The following is a 21,281-nucleotide window of genomic DNA, read 5'->3' on the forward strand; positions in this document are numbered from 1 at the left end:
ACTTATACAGTCTGGAGAAAGTGGATGTTCAATTCTAATCTGAAAAAGGTCGCGCTGTCGGCCACCACCGTCACGGTCCTAAGCGCCGGAGCTGCCGCCGCGCAGGAAGCCTGCAGCAACTACACGGTTGCCGATGGCGACACGATGGCAACAATCGCCATCGCAGCCTACGGCACCTCGAACTATCAGCCGATCTTTAACGCCAACCGGAATGCGATCACCAACCCCAACGCGCTTGAGCCCGGACTTGTTCTGGCCCTGCCCTGTGAAGACGGCAGCCTGCCGAATGGTCAGAGCGCACAAGAAGTGATCGCGGCGGAAGAAAAGCGTGCCGCAAGCATCAAGCGCTCGAACGTCTATGCTCCGCCGATCAAGTTGGTCGCCGGCAACGGATGGGAACCCTTTACAAGTGAATCCCTCAGCGGCGGCGGGATCATGACCCGTCTGGCCACAACAAGCCTGCAGCGTGCAGGCAACAGCCGTGACTTCTCGGTCAGCTTTGTGGATGACTGGGGCTCGCATCTGGACACTCTGCTTCCGCTCGGCGCATTTGACATCTCGATCGCGTGGACCATTCCGGACTGCACCAACCGCACTTATGAGTGGTCGGCTGAAACCGAAGCCCGGTGCACACAGTTCGTCGCCTCCGTTCCAGTTTATGACGTTGTTGGCGGCTTTTACACATTGCCGGAAAGCGAATACACGAACGCAACAACCTTCAAAGACCTTGAAGGCTCAACCATTTGCCGCATGGCAGGCTGGAGCATGGTTGTTCTTGAAGAAATCGGTCTGAACCGGACAAATACCACCGTCGTTCAACCCAACACGGCGCGTGAATGCCTTGACGCTGTATTGACGGGCACTGCGGACGTTGCCGCGTTTGAGGTTGAACTGTTCGCCGCGACCATGAAAGACATGGGTTTGACCTCGGCCGACATAGTTGAAAACCCCTATGTTTCCACCTTGTCGTCGATGAGCTTCCTCGCGCACCGCACTAATCCCTTTGCTCGTGAATACGTCGCGATGATGAATAAGGGTCTGAACGAAATGCGTGAATCCGGCGAATGGTATGCGATCATCTCGGACACACTGCGCGAGCAGAATGAAAAACTGAACGCAGCATCGAACTGATACAACGACCAAACCAGTTGATTTGGGGCCAGTTGTCGAACTGGCCCCTTATTTTTTGCAAGCCGGGCGAGTTCTATCTGAATCGCCAACAAAAAAGGGCCGACTCAAAGAGTCGGCCCCTGTCTTATTTCTGGCGCCCTAGCCTTTCGGTTCGGACGCTGTTGATCAACCAATAAGCGCATTCAATGTCGCGCTGGGACGCATGACCGCTGCGGCCTTGGCGGGATCAGTGTGGTAGTAGCCGCCAAGATCGGCAGCCACACCCTGAGCCGACGCCAGTTCGGACAGGATCTGTTCTTCCTTATCCGCAAGCTCTTTGGCCAGAGGCGCAAATTCAGCCGCCAGCGCCGCGTCGCCGGATTGCGCGGCCAGCGCTTCGGCCCAATAGCGGGCGAACCAGTAGTGACTGTCACGGTTGTCCGGCTGACCCACTTTGCGGCTGGGTGAGCGGTTGTGGTCCAGAATACCCTGTGTTGCGGCTTCGGCGGCTGCACCCAGAACACCCGCCTTGGCATTGCCTTTGCTGTCGGCCAGGAAATTCAGGGATTCACCCAAAGCACAGAACTCACCCATCGAGTCCCAGCGCAGGTGGTTTTCCTCGACCAACTGCTGCACGTGTTTCGGGGCAGACCCACCAGCACCTGTTTCAAACAGACCGCCGCCATTCATCAGCTTGACGATGGACAGCATCTTGGCCGAGGTGCCCAGTTCGAGGATCGGGAACAGGTCGGTCAGATAGTCACGCAGCACGTTGCCGGTGATCGCGATCGAGTCGTTGCCCGCCGTGATCGTCTCCAACGACTGGCGCGTCGCTTCGCGCGGGGCCATGATCAGGAACTTGTCGGCCACACCAGCAGCCTCAAGCGCCGGTTTGACGTATTTGATCAGCTCGGCATCATGGGCACGGTTTGCGTCCAGCCAGAAGATCGCCTCGGACCCGGTCAGGCGCTGACGGTCTATAGCCAGCTGAATCCAGTTCTCGATCGGGGCTTTCTTGACAGTGCAAGAACGCCAGATATCGCCCTTTTCGACTGCATGCTCATGCAACGTCTCACCATTGGCCAGAACGATGCGGATGGTGCCATCGGCAGGCGCTTCAAATGTGGTCGGGTGAGAACCGTATTCTTCAGCCTTCTGCGCCATCAGGCCCACGTTGGCGACCGCGCCAGCGGTGGCCGGGTTCAACGCGCCATTGGCTTTGAAGAAGTTGATCGCTTCATCATAGACGGGCGCATAGCAGCGGTCGGGGATCACGCAGTTGGTGTCGCCCTTGGCGCCTGTCTCATCCCAGCCCTTACCGCCTGCGCGGATCACCGCAGGCATCGAGGCGTCGATGATCACATCCGACGGCACGTGCAGGTTGGTGATGCCTTTATCGCTGTCGACCATATACATGGACGGACGGTCGCCCTTGATCGCGTCGATGGCGGCCACGATATCGGCATTGTCCTTGACCCGATCCAGCAGGTCACCCAGACCCGAGTTCGGGTTCACACCCAGCGCATCCAGTTCAGCACCGAATTTGTCAAAGACCGGAGCCAGCCACGCCTTGACCGCATAGCCAAAGATGATCGGGTCCGAGACCTTCATCATCGTGGCTTTCATGTGCAGCGAGAACATGGTGCCGTCGTTCTTGGTGTCTTCAATGGCGTCCGCCAGGAAGGAAGACAGCGCCTTGACCGACATGAATGTCGCATCGGCCACGGTGCCCTCGGCCAACGGCCAGCCGTCTTTCAGAACGGTGGTGCTGCCGTCTTTACCGACGAATTCGATCTTGGCGTCACCTGCCTGAGCTGCGGTGATGGTCGCCGATTTCTCATTGGCGTAGAAGTCATTGCCCGACATGGACGAGACTTTGGTCTTGCTGTCCGAAGCCCACTCACCCATCGAATGCGGATTCTTCTGAGCATAGTTCTTCACAGCACGCGCGGCGCGGCGGTCGCTGTTGCCCTCGCGCAGAACCGGGTTCACGGCCGAGCCTTTGATGGCATCAAAACGCGCGCGGATCGCTTTTTCTTCGTCGGACGAAGGTTCCTCGGGGTAGTTCGGGATATCGTAGCCCTGCGCCTGCAGTTCTTCGACGGCCGCAACCAACTGCGGTACCGACGCCGAGATGTTCGGCAGTTTGATCACGTTGGCTTCTGGCGTCTTCACCAATTCACCCAAAGCGGCCAGATCATCGGTAATGCGCTGTTGCTCGGTCAGGTTTTCCGGAAAAGTCGCGATAATGCGCCCAGCCAATGAAATATCCTTGGTGCCAACACTGACGCCCGCGGCCGAGGCGAACTTGCGAATGATGGGCAGGAACGAGGCGCTGGCCAGTTCGGGCGCTTCGTCTACAATGGTATACAATATGTCGAAGTTCGATTTATCTGCCATATTCTTTTACCTTTTTTAAGCCTTTCGGGGCGTGCGATCCAAGAGTTTGCCACGTTTGCGTGGCGTGGGTGGGGCGCGTCTATCCTACCGCCCCAACGGTGACTCTGATTTGACAGGGCTTCCCTTAAAACACGTTTGGCTTGGGATCAATCGCATCTGGATGCGCATTTTGACACGTTTTGCGGAAAACCGCCCGGCGCACCCAGATTAAGCGCCCCAGGTATCGCTCAGCCTATAGCCACCGGGCCACGGGTCGTCAGGGTCCAGCATGTGCTGATGGGTTCCGGTAATCCAGCCACGACCGCTGATCTCGGGCACGATCGCCGCGCAGTCGCCAATCGTGGTGGCCTCGACGATCTTTCCCGAAAACCGCGACCCGATGATCGAGATCGCCTCGAATGTCTGACCTACGACCATTTCCCCTTTGGCAGCCATCAGCGCCATACGCGCCGATACTGCGGTTCCGGTCGGAGACCGATCGACCTTGCCCGGCTGAATGGCCACTGCGGATTTACCGCGCAATCCGGTTTCCGTAGTGTCAAGCGGGCCGCAAAATGCGCAAAATGAGATGTGGTTCCACTCGCTGTTTGTGGGGTGGTTGAATCCAATCTGTTCGTTGGCTGCATTCGTTATTGCCACGCCCAATCGCGCGATTTCGCGTGCTGCGTCTTCGGTAATGTCAAACCCAATAGCAGCCGCATCAACCACAACGAAACTGTCTCCGCCAAATGCGGTGTCCACCGTCAGAGTACCGATGCCCGGCACTTCAAGAGGTACTGCGATCTTGTCGGCATAGCTGGGAAGGTTCCTTACAAAAATTCGCTCGGCTTTACCGTTCCGACACTCGGCACGCACATGGACCAATCCGCCAGGAGCCTCCAACGTCAGATGCGTGACGGGTTCCTGCATCGGGATAATCTCACTATCCAACAGCACCGTAGCCACGCAGATCGAATTCGACCCGGACATAGGCGGCGTGTCTTCAGGCTCCATAATGATAAAAGCGGCGTCAGCGACCGGGTGTTTCGGCGGGACAAGCAGGTTTACATGACGAAAGACTCCACCGCGCGGTTCGTTGAGAACGAAATTCCGCAGTGTCTGATCTTGCGCGATGAAAGACCTCTGGTCCCACAAGGTGTCGCCCGGCGGCGGTTGAACACCCCCGACAATTACGTCGCCAACTTCGCCTTCGGCATGGGCTGAAATGACGTGGACCGTCTTCACACTCCGCATTACCCCTCCTTAAAACCGCGCTGGCGAATACGGGGCCAGCGAGACCGGAGCGTTTTGACCATCCAGAACCGCACCGACAATCTCTGCAGTCCCCGCCGACTGCGTCAGCCCAAGGTGCCCGTGACCGAACGCGTAGATGACGTCGGCTGAATTGGGCGATACTCCGATCACGGGAATACTGTCAGGCAATGACGGTCGAAAACCCATCCATTGGGTGCCGCCTTCGGTTTTCAGGCCCGGCAGGAAGTCCTCGGCCTTTTTAAGCAACGTGTCCGCGCGCTTGAAGTTTGGAGGCAGCTTCAAACCTGCCAACTCGACCGCGCCGCCTACGCGTACACCGCCGTTAATTCGGCTGGCCACGAACCCGTGGCGAGAAAACGTGAGATGCATCCGCAAGTCAAATGCGCCTTCTGGCAGAGTCGTGTTATATCCCCGCTCTGTCTCAAGAGGGATGTGATCGTCTAGCGTCTGCGCAAGGTGATGTGACCACGCACCGGCCGCCACCACAACCTTGGCAGCGTCTATGGCACCCTCCTCCACCGTGATGCGCACGCCGGTTTCCAACGGGGTCAGCGCGCGAATATCGCGCCGCTCGATCCTTCCCTGGCGATCTCGGAACGCCTGCGCCAGATGCTCGACCCATTTCTTCGGATCGACGACATTCAGCCAGTTTGGAGTAAATCCGGCATGCGTGAAACGCGGGCTGAGACCCGGCTGCCTTTCTGCAATCTCGGCCCGGCTTTCCAACAGCTCGAACTCGATTCCATATTCACGGCGCAATTCCCACGCGGGCAGGCTGGCGCGGTATTCATCTTGGGATTCGTAGAGCTGCATCTGCCCGTCACGCTGCATCAGCGCTTCGCCATCGACGGATGGTATCAAACGATCCAATGCCGCGCTGGACAGCTGCATCAAGTTGACCTGAGCGCTAAGCAACTCGGCATATCGACCGGGCTGACTTGCCCGCCAAAAGCGGAACATCCAAGGGGCAATTTTCAATGCGTAAGCCGGAGGAACTGACAACGGCCCCAAAGGGTCCAACAACCACCTTGGCGCTTTTCGCATAATACCGGGCGTCGCCAGCGGCTCGACTTCGGGAAATGCAAAGGCACCGGCATTTCCTGCCGAGGTTTGAGCAGCGACTCCATCCCTGTCCAGAACCAGAACGTTATGTCCCCGGCGCTGCAATTCAAGCGCAGTGGTGATGCCGATTACACCGGCTCCGATGACGACGACCTGTTCAGTCATGGCGCAATTCCCAACCGAAACGGATCAGTTTCAGCAAAGATCAAGTTGGACTCGGCCATAACGAAAGCCTGTCCGGTTATCGAAGGGATAACGCCGCCATCCGAACCGGGCTGGTATGACAGCTGGTAAGTGCTTCCAATCACACTCTGCTGAGTGATTTCCTCTCCCGGAGACAGTAGACCATCAGCAGCCAAACAAGCCAACCGCGCTGAACTGCCGGTGCCGCAGGGGGAACGGTCGTAGTTGTTGTCAGGGCACAGAACAAAGTTCCGGCTGTAAATAGTCTCGTCTGGCGAAGCGTCCTGAAAGATCACGTGATCTATTGGCTCGCCCTTTTCGCCACCGACCCCCTGCGCAATCGACGCTTGCCGGATCGCGATACTCAGATCGGTCAGCTGCCCGATATTGCCAGTTTGGACCGGAATCGGGCTGGGATCGACGATGAAAAACCAGTTTCCCCCGTAGGCAACATCGCCGGTTACTTCCCCATAGTTGGGCACGTGAACTGAAATGTTGTGATGGACCCGCCGGCTTTCGATATTTGTCACGGTCACCGTGTTGGCATCATGAAGCTGGGCGGTGACGACCCCGGCCGGAGTCTCAATCCGGTGCGACCCTATCCCTATCCGCCCCATATGGGCCAGGGTCACTGTCAGCCCGATCGTGCCATGCCCACACATGCCCAGAACGGCATCCACATCGAAAAATATCACGGCGGCAACACATGTCGGGTCCACCGGCTCGACCAGCAAAGCCCCGACCATCGCGGGCTGACCGCGCGGTTCAAGCATAACCGACCGATAGAACTCCTCGTGTTCGCTCGCCAGCCGACGAGCGCGCTCTACCAAAGAGCCGGACCCCAGATCGGGCGCACCGCTCAGGATAACCCGCGTTGGTTCCCCTCCGGTGTGGCTGTCGATCACATGCATTCAGCGATCACCCCGCCCTGTTTCGACCAATCGGCAAACCAAGACCCGAACAGGGCATATTGTTGCTCACAATAATTCCGCTGCGCATCGGTCAACTCGTCCGTTTCATTGAAGTGCAGACGGTATTCTTCTTCACCGTTCAACACCAGCAAGTGCTTGTAATAAAGCACCAGGTCCGGGCCTTCGTCAAAGCTTGAGAGAACATGAATAGCCTCGGTCAATTCTTGCCCACGCTGACGGGCCTCTGCATTGCCCTGAGCCGCTTTTTTGGACAACGCCGCCAACAACAAAGCCTCGCGCGGCAAGGCTGTTCCAATACCAGTGATCGAACCGGTTGCGCCGCAGTTTACGAACCCGTGGTAGACCTCGGTATCGACACCGACCATCAAGGTGACCTGATCGTCTTGGCTGGTGATGTTTTCAGCCGCGTAGCGCAGGTCATCTTTTCCACCAAACTCTTTGAAACCGATCAGGTTGGGATGTTCTGCGCGCAGGGCAAAAAACAAGTCCGCCCGCGTCGCGAAGCCATAATAAGGGCTGTTGTAAATAATCGCGGGCACATCCGGGGCCGCCGTCAAGATAGCCTTGAAATGGTTCTTCTGAGCGGTCGGGGAACTGCCGCGTGACAGAACGCGCGGAATGACCATAAGACCGACGGCACCGACTTTCTGAGCATGGGCGGCAAGAGCGACAGCCGACTTCGTATTTATAGCGCCGGTTCCAACAACCACGGGCAGCCCCGCTGCAATCAAACGCTCAACACCTTCCATGCGCTGCTCATCTGTCAACAAGGGCCAGTCCCCCATTGATCCGCAATAGACGACAGCCGACATTCCTGCTTCGATCATCTGCTGCCCTTTACGGACCAGCGCATCAAAATCAGGGGTGCGGTCGGCCTTACAGGGGGTCATCAACGCAGGCATGGTACCCGTGAAAACATTGGTCGACATCGGCGTTTCCTTCCAAAAAATTGAGTTCGGGCGCAGAAATCTGGCCCTTTGGTTTCGCCTTATCGGATATTGGATACAAAATCCAGAAGAAATGCAGATCAAGAAAAACGCGCCGGATCGATGGACCGGCGCGCTTGCTCCAAGCTGGAATTTGCGATCAACGAAGCCGTTGACCAGTGCCTGAATCAAACAGCATGGCGCGCTCGGGGCGAACGACAATGCCGATCTGCTCACCTTGCTTGCTGCGCTGGTCTTCGCGTTCTTCGACGATCAATTTGTCGCCATTCGGTGTCAGCAGATACGAGTAACTGACCCCACCCAAAGCCTCCGTCAGATCAACGGTGCAGGTCTCACCCGTGCGATCAACCTCGATATGCTCGGGACGGATGCCCAGAGTCACATTGGTCATTTCGGCGGGCACAGTCACACTCAGCGCCAAAGGTTCACTCAGCGCGGGATGCGAAACCCTGCCGTCCACGACATCGCATTCCAGAAAATTCATCGCCGGAGATCCAATGAAACCGGCAACAAAACGATTGTCCGGGTCGCGGTACAGATCCATCGGAGCGCCGACCTGTTCGATCCTTCCGTCGCGCAGCACCACAATCTTGTCGGCCATTGTCATTGCTTCGACCTGATCATGGGTTACGTAGATCATAGTCGCGCCAATTTCATTGTGCAGACGGGCGATTTCAACGCGCATCTCGACCCGCAGTTCGGCATCCAGGTTTGAAAGAGGCTCATCGAACAGAAACACCTCTGGCCCTCGCACAATCGCGCGACCGATTGCGACCCGCTGACGCTGGCCGCCTGACAGCGCCTTTGGCTTGCGCTTCAGGTACTGATCCAGCTTCAGGATACTGGACGCTTCCTGCACCTTCTGGTCGATTTCAGATTTAGCGACGCCGTTCATCCGAAGGCCGAAACCCATATTTTCAGCCACCGACATATGCGGATACAGGGCGTATGTCTGAAAAACCATCGCAACACCACGTTTGGCGGGGTCCACATGGGTCACGTCCCGAGCGCCGATGTGAATCTGCCCCTCCGAAGTCTCCTCCAGCCCCGCGATCATCCGCAGCAACGTGGACTTGCCGCAACCCGAAGGCCCGACGAACACGCAAAACTCGCCGTCTTCAATCTGTAGATCAATACCGTGAATAACCTGCGTTTCGCCGTAGCGCTTAATCGCTTGGTTCAGAGTCACACCCGTCATGTCGCTTGCATCCTGTCATTGTCTGCGTCCGGGCGGGTTTCAGGGAACCGCCACGCCTGTGCTTCGGCCCCAATCTGATCCGCCACACGGCGAACACGGGGAACCCAAGTCTCCAACTGGTTAAAATCCATTCGCTCGGTGGTCCCTGTCACCGAAATTGCCCCCAGCATCCGCCCTCCTGCCGTCAGAATGGGGCAGGCAACGCAGATGATGCCGGGCTCGTGTTCCTCGTCATCGACCGCGTACCCGCGATCTCGGATCATCTCCAGATCGGCTCTCAGAGCTTCCTCTGATGCAAGGGTCTTTTCTGTAAACCGATGAAAACTTTGTTGTGACAAGGCTTTGTCCAGCGCCGCATCGTCCAGATAGGCCATCATCGCCTTGCCGACGCCCGTACAATAGGCCGGGCCCACCTTTCCGGCCTGCGAGAACATCTCTATCGGCTGTGTCGCGTTCCGTTTGTCGACATACAACACCTGCCCCGAATCCATCTGCGCCAGATGCACGGTCTCTCCCGTTTCGCGGCTGAGGGCTTCCATAAAGGGCCGCGCAATCGGGGCAAGTGAGCTCTGGGTCCATGCCGCATGCGCCAGCCTGACCAATCGCAGCCCCGGCGCATAGGTCTGCCGGTCGGGATCGTATGACAGCATGCCCTGATTGGTCAGGGATTGCAGAAACCGATACAGCGTTGCCTTGGGGAAAGTGCTGGTGTCCAACAGCTCTCCGAATCGAACCGGGCGCTGAAAGGCAGCCACCTGATCCAGCACATCACATGCTTTTCCTATAGTTCCGTCACCAGCCACGGGCGCGCAGTCTCCTCCGTTTACCCACGTCCATTGGCACGAGGGTCTTGACAAGCGTAACCGATTCGATGTGTAGTTTTCAATATATAAAACTTGGTTTCAATATTTGGAACTGAATGGAAGCTAAGGGAGGAAACCATGCATTCCATCTACAAGCGCACTACGGCCGCGCTGGCCATGAGCGTTGCACTTGCTGTTCCGGCAGCCGCCGAGCTGACTGGTGAACTGCGAATTTTCCTCGATACGTCGAACCCGGCGCCACGCGCGACGATGGAAGCGATGATCGAGCGGTTTCAGGCGCAGCACCCGGACCTTGCTATCGAAACAACCGTCATAGACCGCGAGGCATACAAGACGCAGATCCGCAACTTTCTAACCGCGGACACGCCGGACGTCGCAACCTGGTATGCAGCCAACCGAATGAAGCCATATGTCGAGGCCGGCCTGTTCGAGGACGTGTCCGATCTGTGGGCCGAGCCCGAGATCGCCGACAACCTCGCATCGACCAAAGGCGCGATGACCATCGACGGTAAGCAGTGGGGCGTGCCCTATACCTACTACCAGTGGGGCGTTTACTACCGCAAAGACATCTTTGATGAGCTGGGCCTGTCCGAGCCGACCACCTGGGAAGAAGAACTGGCAAACTGCCAGAAAATCGTCGATTCAGGCCGTGCCTGCTATACGATCGGGACAAAGTTCCTTTGGACCGCGGGTGGCTGGTTCGACTATCTGAACATGCGTACCAACGGCTTCGACTTCCACCAGCAACTGGCCAATGGCGAAGTCAGTTGGGAAGACGATCGCGTCAAACAGACTTTCGCGAACTGGAAACAGCTGATCGATATGGGCGCTTTCATCGACAACCACCAGACCTATAGCTGGCAGGAAGCCCTGCCCTTTATGGTGAATGGTGAAGCTGCCGCCTATCTGATGGGCAACTTCGCTGTCGCACCGCTGCGTGAGGCCGGTCTCAGCGACGATCAACTCGACTTCTACCAGTTCGTTGCCATCAACCCCGATGTTGAACTGGCAGAAGACGCACCGACCGATACGTTCCACATCCCAGCAAACGCGTCCAACAAAGAAGCCGCGCGGGAATTCCTGCGGTTCGTTGTTTCGGCTGACGAACAGACCGAAATCAACAACGGCTCGAACCTTGGACAGCTCCCGGTCAATGCCAAGTCTTCGGTCGACAACGACAAATTCCTGAACCAAGGCTTCGAGATGCTTTCGTCAAACAGCCCCGGCGGTGTGGCCCAGTTCTGGGACCGTGACGCACCGGCTGAAATGGCCAAGGTGTCGATGGAAGGTTTCCAAGAATTCATGGTAAAACCTGACAACGCCGACCAGATCCTCGCCAAGCTCGAGCGCGCGCGTCAGCGTATCTACGACAACTGATCCGGCATGGGCCGGGCTGAAGCCCGGCCTACGTCACCCTCAATTGTAGGGCGGGCATCAGCCCGCCCTCGCCCCACCAGACCCGAGATACCCTATGTCCGCTGTCGACACCCCGGAACAAGAAAGCTGGTTCCACCGAAACCAACAACGCATCGCGCCTTGGCTGTTTCTGGCCCCCGGCCTGTTGTTCTTTATGGTTTACGTGATCATCCCGGTCTTTCAGTCCTTCAACTTGTCACTTTACGAATGGGACGGGCTTGGCGCGGCCGAATATGTCGGCTTTCGCAACTACGAAGACCTGTATTGGGAATGGGTCGACCGGGATGCTTTTTTCGTATCGCTCAAGAACAACCTGATCTGGCTGCTCCTTTATCTGGCGGCCATCCCGGCGGGCCTGTTCATCGCGCTATTCCTGAACCAGACGGTTTGGGGCATCCGGCTTTACAAATCCTTGTTTTTCTTTCCCTTCGTGATTTCGCAGGTCGTCGTCGGGCTGGTTTTCACATGGTTCTATGACCCGACATTCGGGCTTCTGAACGAATTTCTGGGCTTCTTTGGCCTCGGACCGTTGAATGTTCTGGGGGATGAACGGTTCGTCACCTATGGCATCATCGTCGCGGGCCTCTGGCCGCAAACGGCGTATTGCATGATCCTCTATCTGACTGGCCTGAACGCGGTGGACCCCGAACAGATCGAGGCCGGACGTCTGGACGGAGCCAAAGGTGGACGGATGCTGTGGCACATCATCCTGCCGCAACTGCGCCCGGCCACCTTCATCGCCTTTGTCGTTACAATCATCGGCGCATTGCGGTCGTTTGACCTGATCTCAATCATGACACAGGGGGGGCCGTTCGGTTCGTCCCGTGTGCTGGCCTATTACATGTTTGAGGTCGCGCTGTCCGAATACGGTTTCCGCATGGGGTACGGCGCGGCCATCGCGGTGATCCTGTTCCTGATCATGCTCTGCTTCATCGCCTATTTCCTGTGGTCGATGTACCGCGAAGAGAGAGGGCACTGAGATGTTTCCCAAACCTATCGAAAAACAATCTCGCGCGGCACAGATTTCGTATCAGGCCATGTTGCCGCTTGCCCTTCTGCTGTGGCTGGGGCCGTTGCTGGCCGTCGCCCTGTTTTCGGTCAAACCGGCTGCGGACTTTACCAATGCGAACTACTGGGGCATGCCCTCCAGTTTCGAGGGCGCGTTCAACTATGGGCAGGTCTTCTTCAACTCGGACATGCCGCGGTATCTGCTGAACTCGTTCCTGATCACAATCCCAACCGTGATCGGGGCCGTTGCCCTTAGCTGCATGACCGGGTTCGCGCTGGGGATTTACAAGTTCAGATCGAATCTTTGGATTTTCTTCATGTTCGTGGCGGGCAATTTCGTACCGTTCCAGATTCTGATGGTTCCGGTACGCGACCTGACGCTGCAACTGGGCCTGTACAACACCAAAACCGGCCTCGTCCTGTTCCACATCGCGTTCCAAACAGGCTTTTGCACCCTGTTCATGCGCAACTTTATCCGCGCCCTTCCGTTCGAGTTGATCGAAGCAGCCCGGGTCGAGGGTATCAGCGAATGGCGTATCTTCTGGTACGTCGTCCTGCCACTGATGAAACCGGCGATTGCGGCGCTGAGCGTGCTTATCTTTACCTTCATCTGGAACGACTATTTCTGGGCCGTCGTCCTGACCCAAGGGGCCGAAAGCCAGCCGGTCACTGCAGGTATCACCAGTTTCAATGCGCAGTTTCGGGCCGCCTACCAGTTAATGAGTGCTGGTTCGATCGTGGCCGCTCTGCCTCCGGTCGCCATGTTCTTTCTCATGCAGAAACACTTCATCGCGGGGCTGACCCTCGGTGCCGTAAAATAACGCCAAACCAAAGGTTTGCAAAATGACCAAGATTGCATTCGTTGGAGCAGGCTCCACGATTTTCATGCGAAACATCGTGGGCGATGCGCTGCTTACCCCATCCCTGGCGGACAGCCACTTTGCGCTGATGGACATCGACGCAGAGCGGCTGGCCGAAAGCGAAACTGTTGCAAAGGCCATGATCCGATCGGTCGGAACGGGCGCGACGGTCACCACCCACACAGACCGACGGGCGGCCCTCGACGGCGCGGATTTCGTGATCACCGCGTTTCAGGTGGGCGGCTACAAACCCTGCACGGTCACTGATTTTGAAATCCCGAAACAATACGGCCTGCGCCAGACCATCGCCGACACGCTGGGCGTCGGAGGCATAATGCGTGGTCTGCGCACGGTACCCGTGCTTTGGGACGTCGCGCAGGACATGATGCAGCTTTGTCCCAATGCGACATTGCTGCAATACGTCAACCCGATGGCGATCAACACCTGGGCGCTGGCCGAGCGGTTTCCAGCTCTGAAACACGTGGGTCTGTGCCATTCGGTCCAGAACACGGTCGAGGAACTGGCGCATGATCTGGACCTGCCCAAGCATGACATCCGATACAAGGTTGCAGGCGTAAACCACGTCGCCTTTTTCTTGCGGTTGGAGCACGAAGGGCGCGACCTCTACCCGGCGCTTCGTCAGGGCTATGCCAGTGGGCGGTTGCCAAAGCCCCCTTTGCTGATGCCACGGTGCCCGAACAAGGTGCGATACGAAGTGATGGATCACTTGGGCTATTTCTGCACCGAAAGCTCAGAGCATCTGGCCGAGTATGTCCCTTGGTTCATCAAAGAGGGACGACAGGACCTGATTGACCAGTTCGGGATTCCGCTGGACGAGTATCCGACACGTTGCGAGGAACAGGTCGCCAGTTGGAAAGAACAGGCCAAAACGCTTACCGATGGCCGTAACATCACAGTAGAGCGCAGCCACGAATTTGCCGCCGACCTGATGAACGCGATTGTCACGGACACACCCTATGTGGCCTACGGCAACCTGCCCAATACAGGACAGATACCGCAATTGCCGCTTGGCGCAGCAGTTGAGACCCCTTGCCTCGTGGACAGCAACGGCGTTCAGCCTTCTGTCGTAGCAGATATACCGCCGCAACTGGTTGCGCTGATGCGCACTCAGATCAACGTGCAGGAACTGACCGTTCGGGCTTTGGTCGAACAAAACCCGGAGTTTATCTATCACGCTGCGATGATGGACCCGCATACCGCCGCCGAACTGGACCTCCGACAAATCCGAAACATGGTCAGCGACCTTCTGACCGCCCATGCTGATTGGCTGCCTGACTGGTGCCAGCCCGCCAAAGCTGCTTGAAGGGGCAAATCCTATGACCAAGAAACGCCGCTCGGAACACTGGTACGGAAAGCTGGACAAGGACGGATTCATCCACCGCTCGTGGATGAAGAACCAGGGTTTTCCCGATCACGCTTTTGATGGCCGCCCCATCATCGGCATCTGCAACACATGGTCGGAACTGACCCCCTGCAACTCGGGCCTGCGCGATCTGGCCGAGGGCGTGAAACGCGGCGTGTGGGAAGCCGGAGGATTTCCCGTCGAATTCCCCGTCATGTCGCTGGGCGAGACGCAGATGAAGCCCACGGCCATGTTGTTCCGCAACCTGCTGGCGATGGATGTCGAGGAATCCATCCGCGCTTATGGCATCGATGGTGTCGTCCTGCTGGGCGGCTGCGACAAGACCACGCCGGGGCAGTTGATGGGTGCGGCCTCGGTCGATCTGCCGTCCATCGTGGTCAGCTCTGGCCCGATGCTGAACGGCAAGTATCGGGGGCAGGACATCGGGTCGGGCACGGATGTCTGGAAATTCTCCGAAGCCGTGCGCGCCGGAGAGATGACGTTGCAGGATTTCATGAACGCTGAATCCGGCATGTCGCGCAGCGCGGGTGTCTGCATGACGATGGGCACGGCCTCGACCATGGCCTCATTGGTTGAGGCGATGGGGATGAGCCTGCCTACCAACGCCGCCCTGCCCGCAGTTGACGCGCGGCGCATGGCGCTGGCGCATCTGACCGGCAAACGGATTGTCGAGATGGTGGACGAAAACCTGAAGCCGTCGGACATCCTGACCAAAGAAGCGTTTGAAAACGCCATCCTGACCAATGCGGCAGTCGGCGGTTCGACCAATGCGGTCGTGCACCTGTTAGCACTTGCCGGTCGTGTCGGAGTGGATCTGTCGCTGAAAGATTTTGAGATCGGGTCAGAAATTCCCTTGTTGGTGAACTGTATGCCCTCGGGCAAATACCTGATGGAAGATTTCTGCTACGCCGGTGGTGTGCCGGTCGTTCTGAATGAACTCAAACCCTTTCTGCGACCCGCGAAAACCGTGCTGAACAAGGACATCTCGGCCCATTACGAAGGGGCGGAATGTTTTAACCGCGATGTGATCCACGGCTTTGATGATCCTGTGAAACCCGCGGCAGGGCTGCGCGTACTTCGCGGTAATCTGGCACCGAACGGAGCGATTGTGAAACCCTCGGCCGCTACGGATGAATTGCTGGAGACCGAGGCAGAAGCCTATGTTTTTGAAAACATCGAAGACTTGAAAGCCAATATTGACCGCGAAGACCTGCCGGTGACACCCGAGACCATTCTGGTCCTCAAGGGATGCGGTCCCAAGGGCTATCCGGGGATGCCCGAAGTAGGCAACATGCCGATCCCTGCCAAATTGGTAAAAGAGGGCGTACGCGACATGATCCGTATCTCGGATGCGCGCATGTCTGGCACGGCTTTTGGCACCGTCATTCTGCATGTCAGTCCCGAAGCACAGGCGGGTGGCACGCTGGCGCTGGTCAAAACCGGCGACCGTATTCGCGTGTCCGCCCGCAAAGGCGAGCTAGAGCTGTTGGTCGACCAAAATGAACTGGACGCGCGCCGCGCAGCCTGGCAACCGGACGACCCGCATTACACTCGCGGATACGCTAAACTTTACATTGATCACGTGTTGCAGGCCGATCAGGGTGCCGACCTTGATTTCCTTGTCGGCAAGGACACCCGCTTAGTTACCAGAGAGAGTCATTGATGGACCAACCTGCCACTTTTCACGACCTGAACGGGGCCACTGTCTACATCACTGGTGGCGGATCGGGAGTCGGCGCATCGCTGACCGATGGGTTTATGGCTCAGGGTGCCAATGTTGCCTTTATCGGCCGCTCTGACGCCGCCGCGTTTGTCGAGCAGATGCGCGACAAACACGGTCGCGCGCCCTTGTTCATGCAGGGCGACATGACGGATACCGAGTTGCTGCACGCGACGATGAACCAAGCCGCCGAGGAATACGGCCCAATCAACGTGCTCGTGAATAACGCCGCCAACGACAAACGCCACTCCTTAGAAGAAACCACGACCGAATTCTGGGACTGGATGATCGAGGTGAACCTCAAGGCATATTACTTTGCCTGTCAGGAGGCCGCCCGACAGATGCAGGACAAGGGCGGGTCGATCATCAATTTCAGCTCAATCAGCTACATGATGGGCAACGCCGGTTATCCAATTTACACGACCTCAAACGCTGGAATTACCGGGATGACCCGTTCTCTGGCGCGTGAGTTGGGCCCGCAGAACATCAGGGTAAACGCGCTGGCGCCCGGATGGGTGTTGACGCAAAAGCAGTTGGACGTGTGGGCAACGCCCGAGGATCTGGCCGCGCATATGGACCGGCAATGCCTCAAGGAACACCTGACGCCAGAAGACATGATTGCGCCAACCTTGTTTCTGGCGTCCCAAACCAGCCGCGCGATGACAGGGCAATGCATGGTTGTCGATGGTGGCGTAGTGGTGACGGGGTAGCGCAATGAATATTGAGTGGATCGCGGCAGACTGGGGAACCTCTCATCTACGGGTTTGGGCGATGCAGGGTGAAACGATCCTGGATCAGGCACATTCCGATCAGGGCATGGCGAAACTGTCGAGGGACAAATTTCAATCCGCGCTGCTTGCGTTGATCGAAGGTTGGCTGGGCAGCTCTCCGACCGACGTTGTCGCGTGCGGCATGGTCGGGGCAAGACAAGGCTGGGTTGAGGCTCCCTATTCTGCCGTTCCTGTCGCCCCACTTCCCGCTGCACCAATCCGCGTGCCCGACACTGATCCCCGAATTAGAGCATTTGTTGTGCCGGGGTTGAAACAGAACGCTCCGCCCGATGTCATGCGCGGCGAAGAAACGCAGATCGCCGGATTTCTGGCGAGCCGACAAAACTGGGACGGGGTCATTTGTCTTCCTGGAACTCACACCAAGTGGGTTCAGATCAGTGCGGACGAAGTCGTCAGTTTTCGCACCTTCATGACTGGCGAGATGTTTGAGCTGCTACGCGGACAATCCGTACTGAAGCACTCAATCGGGGAAGGATGGGACGACAACGCCTTTTCCGATGCTGTCGCCGACACGCTGTCCAAACCCGAACAGCTTGCCGCCCGTCTGTTTGGCTTGCGGGCGGCTGACCTCTTGCGCGGAGACGACCCGATTGTCGCCCGCTCACGGCTGTCAGGTTTCCTGATCGGCGCTGAACTGGCCGCGACCCGCCCGTATTGGCTGGGTCAGCAGATCGTGATCATCGGAGCTCGGGAAATATCTGACGTTTATGCCAGCGCACTCGAAAAACAGGGGGCATTCGTTGAGATTGTCAACAGCACCCAATCCACTTTGGCGGGTCTGATGCGGGCCCGAAACCTTACGAGGCAAACCGTATGAGCCGCCCAATTATCGCCATCCTACGCGGGCTGAAGCCGACCGAAGCCGCTGCAATCGGACACGCGCTTATAGACGCGGGCATAGACAGGATAGAGGTTCCTCTAAACTCTCCCAACCCCTTAGACAGCATAGGAATCCTGGCCGATCAGTGCGGAGACAAGGCGTTGATTGGCGCAGGCACCGTATTGACACCGCAAGAGGTGCAGCAGGTGGCCGATGTTGGCGGTCAGCTTGTCGTTTCTCCCAATTTTGATGCCGAAGTTATCCACCGGTCGGTTTCTTTGAACATGCAAAGCTGGCCCGGTGTTTATACCCCGACCGAGGCTTTCGCAGCGCTCAAGGCCGGAGCGACAGGGCTGAAACTGTTTCCCGGCGTGATGGCAGGACCACAAGGCTTGGCAGCAATGCGGCCGGTCCTGCCGAAAGGCACATTGATCTTTGCGGTTGGAGGGGCCGGTCCCGAGAATTTTGCAGAGTGGATCAAGGCAGGCGCGGACGGTTTCGGCATTGGATCTGCGCTCTTTAAGCCGGGCATGAACGTGACCGAAGTCGCAGACCGGGCAACACGGATCGTTTCGGCTTATGATGAGGCAGCTGGATGAGCTATGTCTTTGACGACCGTCCTTGCGAGCTTGGCGAGGGTCCGCTGTGGCACCCTGGGCGACAGCAGCTTTTCTGGTTCGATATCGTCAACAAATGTCTGATGTCACGGCTGCAGGGGAAACAGCACTATTGGCAGTTTTCCGAACACGTATCTGCCGCCGGATGGGTGGATCGCGACACCCTGCTGATCGCATCAGAAACCGGGCTTTGGCGATATGATCTGAACAGCGGCGATAAAGAGTTGATCCTTCCACTGGAAGCCGAAAATCCAGTCACCCGCTCGAACGACGGACGCGCCGATCCTTGGGGCGGGTTTTGGATCGGGACAATGGGCAAGAACGCCGAACCGGGCGCGGGTTCGATCTATCGCTTTTGGAACGGGGAATTGCGCAGGCTTACCAGCGGCATCACCATCTCGAACGCAATCTGTTTCGCGCCGGACCTATCCTGCGCCTACTACACGGACACGATGACACAACAAGTCATGCGCTGGTCACTGGACCCTGAAACCGGCTGGCCCGAAGGGCGCAGTTCCGTTTTTCTGGACTTACGCGCAGACAAGTTGAACCCGGACGGAGCTGTCGTTGATGTCGACGGCAACATCTGGATAGCACAATGGGGCGCACACCGGGTCGCAGCATACAGTCCCGAAGGCCGGTTTCTGAAAGCGCAGACTTTTGAGGCCGCGCATGTTTCCTGCCCTGCATTTGGCGGACCTGACTTTACAACCTTGTTCTGTACAACTGCGCGTGAGGGTCTGGGCGAAACAGCTCTTAAAGAACAACCTTCCAACGGTATGACTTTTGCAGCTAGCGATGTCGGCAAAGGCCAGCCAGAACCCAGAGTTATCCTATGAAGCCAGAACTTGGAGTTTGCTATTACCCCGAACACTGGCCCGAAGAAATGTGGGCCGACGACGCCGCGTGCATGATCGAAACCGGTCTGAGTTGGGTTCGGATCGGTGAGTTTGCCTGGAGCCGGATCGAGCCAACCCCCGGAGATTTGCGCTTTGACTGGCTGGATCGCGCTGTGGAAATACTCGGGTCTGCGGGGCTGAAGGTTGTGATGGGCACGCCGACTGCGACGCCGCCGCGTTGGATGCAGGAAAAGCACCCCGACATGTTGGCTGTAGACGCGCAGGGGCGACCGCGAAAATTTGGATCGCGCCGTCATTATTGTTTCAGCCACAAAGGCTATATTGCCGAATGCGCACGCATTGCCCGGATCATGGGCGAGCGTTACGGGGGCAACCCCCATATCGCCGCGTGGCAGATCGATAATGAATATGGCTGTCATGATACGACACTCAGCTACAGCGACCCTGCCTTGGTCGCATTTCAGAACTGGCTTGAGGACCAATACGGCACCATTGATGCGTTGAACTCTGCTTGGGGCAATGTCTTTTGGTCGATGGAATATGATGGGTTTGACCAGATCGACCTGCCAAATCTGACCGTGACAGAACCAAACCCGGCACATGTTCTGGCCTTTCGTCGGTTCAGCTCTGATCAGGTGGTAGAGTTCAACAAGGCGCAGGTTGATGCGCTGCGCCCACTGACAAACGCGCCCCTCTTACATAATTACATGGGGCGGATTCTGGACTTTGACCATTTCAAAGTCGGGGCCGATCTGGATATCGCGACATGGGACAGCTACCCGATTGGGTTTCTTTCCGACCGGCTTGAGGCTGACGAAGCACATAAGGCTGCCTTTCTGCAACAGGGTGACCCCGACATGCAGGCGTTTCATCACGACCTTTACCGCACGGTTGGACATGGTCGCTGGTGGGTCATGGAACAGCAACCCGGTCCGGTGAATTGGGCTCCGTACAATCCGGCACCCCTGCCGGGTATGGTGCGGCTGTGGTCGCTGGAAGCCGTGGCACATGGTGCCGAAGTGGTCAGTTATTTCCGGTGGCGGCAGGCTCCGTTCGCACAAGAGCAGATGCACGCAGGGTTGTTGACACCGAACAACCGCCCGGCTCCGGCCTTGTCTGAGGCGCGGCAAACCTGTGATGTGTTGTCCCAACTGGGTGACGTCCAACAGAGTAAGGCTGATGTTGCGATCGTCTTCGACTATGCGTCGGACTGGGCTTGGGCGACACAACCACAAGGTGCTGGTTTCGATTATTTCCGCCTCGTGTTCTCGGCCTACCGCGCGCTGCGGCGTGCTGGGCTTTCAGTCGATTTTCTATCCTCGGACAATATCCCCGAGAACGCTTACAAAGTGATCCTTGCGCCGGGTCTGGCGAGTGTGGACACCGACCTCGAGACCAGCCTGAACAAAGGATGTGATCTGGCTGTCCTCGGCCCGCGCACAGGGGCGATCACGCCGGATTTCCAAATTCCGAAAACAGGACGCCCAGGCCTGTCGGGTTTGGACTGTGATGTCGATCTGGTTGAGACGCTGCCCCCGTCAATAAAGCGCAACGTCGACGGTGGCGGCGCAGCCCAGCACTGGGTTGACCGTTTGTCCGGGACAGCGTCCGATCTGCTGACCTTTGAGGATGGCACCTCTGCCCTGAAAGGCGAAAACGGGTTTTGGTATCTGGCGGGCTTCCCGGATGAGGCGCTTTGGGATCGCGTGATCAATATGGCCTCGCAACAAGTGGGATTGGCGTTGCACCCGATGCCCGACGGCCTTCGTCGGCGAGACACCAAGGGCCATACGTTCCTGATCAACTACAACGCGACCCCCGTGGAATGGAACGGAACAAAGATCAACGCGTGCGACGTTGCCATATTGACAAAAAATGCGCCCGAAGAGGGGTAA

The 21,281-nt window shown here is 57.6% G+C and carries 18 protein-coding genes; 11 read left to right on the forward strand and 7 right to left on the reverse strand.

Translation table 11 applies throughout. The annotated features are described in order from the left end of the window. The first annotated feature begins 24 nt into the window (after positions 1–24). Positions 25–1,131, forward strand: coding sequence for a transporter substrate-binding domain-containing protein (locus ACR0B7_RS11075; protein WP_170389197.1), 1,107 nt, complete (start codon positions 25–27; stop codon positions 1,129–1,131). 165 nt (positions 1,132–1,296) lie between these two features. Here ACR0B7_RS11075 and ACR0B7_RS11080 read toward each other — a convergent pair whose 3' ends face one another. The 7 genes from ACR0B7_RS11080 to ACR0B7_RS11110 all read right to left on the reverse strand — a co-directional run bounded on the left by ACR0B7_RS11080 (position 1,297) and on the right by ACR0B7_RS11110 (position 9,889). Then, a complete protein-coding gene (locus ACR0B7_RS11080; protein WP_170563298.1) occupies positions 1,297–3,510 on the reverse strand; it encodes an NADP-dependent isocitrate dehydrogenase in 2,214 nt (737 codons plus the stop codon). 207 nt (positions 3,511–3,717) lie between these two features. After that, positions 3,718–4,743: a trans-3-hydroxy-L-proline dehydratase gene (locus ACR0B7_RS11085; protein ID WP_170485893.1), complete on the reverse strand. Its 1,026-nt coding sequence runs from the start codon at positions 4,741–4,743 to the stop codon at positions 3,718–3,720. A 9-nt stretch (positions 4,744–4,752) separates the two neighbouring features. After that, on the reverse strand, positions 4,753–5,991 hold the full coding sequence (locus ACR0B7_RS11090) for an FAD-dependent oxidoreductase (RefSeq protein ID WP_170415957.1): 1,239 nt from the start codon (positions 5,989–5,991) through the stop codon (positions 4,753–4,755). Continuing rightward, on the reverse strand, positions 5,988–6,920 hold the full coding sequence (locus ACR0B7_RS11095) for a 4-hydroxyproline epimerase (protein ID WP_170415958.1): 933 nt from the start codon (positions 6,918–6,920) through the stop codon (positions 5,988–5,990). The genes ACR0B7_RS11090 and ACR0B7_RS11095 overlap by 4 nt, the downstream gene beginning before the upstream one ends. Next, positions 6,911–7,870, reverse strand: coding sequence for a dihydrodipicolinate synthase family protein (locus ACR0B7_RS11100; protein ID WP_170485894.1), 960 nt, complete (start codon positions 7,868–7,870; stop codon positions 6,911–6,913). The genes ACR0B7_RS11095 and ACR0B7_RS11100 overlap by 10 nt, the downstream gene beginning before the upstream one ends. A 157-nt stretch (positions 7,871–8,027) precedes the next feature. After that, positions 8,028–9,086, reverse strand: coding sequence for a sn-glycerol-3-phosphate ABC transporter ATP-binding protein UgpC (locus ACR0B7_RS11105; RefSeq protein ID WP_170415962.1), 1,059 nt, complete (start codon positions 9,084–9,086; stop codon positions 8,028–8,030). After that, positions 9,083–9,889: an IclR family transcriptional regulator gene (locus ACR0B7_RS11110; RefSeq protein ID WP_170415964.1), complete on the reverse strand. Its 807-nt coding sequence runs from the start codon at positions 9,887–9,889 to the stop codon at positions 9,083–9,085. The genes ACR0B7_RS11105 and ACR0B7_RS11110 overlap by 4 nt, the downstream gene beginning before the upstream one ends. 138 nt (positions 9,890–10,027) lie before the next feature. Here ACR0B7_RS11110 and ACR0B7_RS11115 point away from each other — a divergent pair, with 138 nt between their 5' ends. The 10 genes from ACR0B7_RS11115 to ACR0B7_RS11160 all read left to right on the forward strand — a co-directional run bounded on the left by ACR0B7_RS11115 (position 10,028) and on the right by ACR0B7_RS11160 (position 21,281). Beyond that, positions 10,028–11,287 carry an ABC transporter substrate-binding protein gene (locus ACR0B7_RS11115; RefSeq protein ID WP_170485895.1) on the forward strand — a complete coding sequence of 420 codons (1,260 nt, stop codon included), beginning with the start codon at positions 10,028–10,030 and terminating at the stop codon, positions 11,285–11,287. A 94-nt stretch (positions 11,288–11,381) separates the two neighbouring features. Next, on the forward strand, positions 11,382–12,305 hold the full coding sequence (locus ACR0B7_RS11120) for a carbohydrate ABC transporter permease (protein ID WP_170389206.1): 924 nt from the start codon (positions 11,382–11,384) through the stop codon (positions 12,303–12,305). Between the two features lies 1 nt (position 12,306). Further along, complete coding sequence (locus tag ACR0B7_RS11125; protein ID WP_170389207.1) at positions 12,307–13,155, forward strand: carbohydrate ABC transporter permease; 849 nt, start codon at positions 12,307–12,309, stop codon at positions 13,153–13,155. 22 nt (positions 13,156–13,177) lie between these two features. Further along, positions 13,178–14,518: an alpha-glucosidase/alpha-galactosidase gene (gene melA / locus ACR0B7_RS11130; RefSeq protein WP_170415968.1), complete on the forward strand. Its 1,341-nt coding sequence runs from the start codon at positions 13,178–13,180 to the stop codon at positions 14,516–14,518. A 13-nt stretch (positions 14,519–14,531) separates the two neighbouring features. After that, the gene (locus tag ACR0B7_RS11135) at positions 14,532–16,241 is read left to right on the forward strand and encodes an IlvD/Edd family dehydratase (RefSeq protein WP_170415970.1); all 1,710 of its coding nucleotides are present in this window, start codon (positions 14,532–14,534) and stop codon (positions 16,239–16,241) included. After that, positions 16,241–17,008 carry an SDR family oxidoreductase gene (locus tag ACR0B7_RS11140; protein WP_170415972.1) on the forward strand — a complete coding sequence of 256 codons (768 nt, stop codon included), beginning with the start codon at positions 16,241–16,243 and terminating at the stop codon, positions 17,006–17,008. The genes ACR0B7_RS11135 and ACR0B7_RS11140 overlap by 1 nt, the downstream gene beginning before the upstream one ends. 4 nt (positions 17,009–17,012) lie before the next feature. Further along, entirely contained in the window at positions 17,013–17,906 is an 894-nt protein-coding gene (locus ACR0B7_RS11145; protein WP_170485896.1) for a 2-dehydro-3-deoxygalactonokinase, read from the forward strand. Continuing rightward, positions 17,903–18,508, forward strand: coding sequence for a 2-dehydro-3-deoxy-6-phosphogalactonate aldolase (locus ACR0B7_RS11150; protein ID WP_170415975.1), 606 nt, complete (start codon positions 17,903–17,905; stop codon positions 18,506–18,508). The genes ACR0B7_RS11145 and ACR0B7_RS11150 overlap by 4 nt, the downstream gene beginning before the upstream one ends. After that, positions 18,505–19,365: an SMP-30/gluconolactonase/LRE family protein gene (locus ACR0B7_RS11155; RefSeq protein ID WP_480681481.1), complete on the forward strand. Its 861-nt coding sequence runs from the start codon at positions 18,505–18,507 to the stop codon at positions 19,363–19,365. Before ACR0B7_RS11150 ends, ACR0B7_RS11155 begins: the two co-directional genes overlap by 4 nt. Then, positions 19,362–21,281 carry a beta-galactosidase gene (locus tag ACR0B7_RS11160; RefSeq protein WP_170415979.1) on the forward strand — a complete coding sequence of 640 codons (1,920 nt, stop codon included), beginning with the start codon at positions 19,362–19,364 and terminating at the stop codon, positions 21,279–21,281. The genes ACR0B7_RS11155 and ACR0B7_RS11160 overlap by 4 nt, the downstream gene beginning before the upstream one ends.

It is taken from the genome of Ruegeria sp. BB6 (assembly GCF_056539385.1).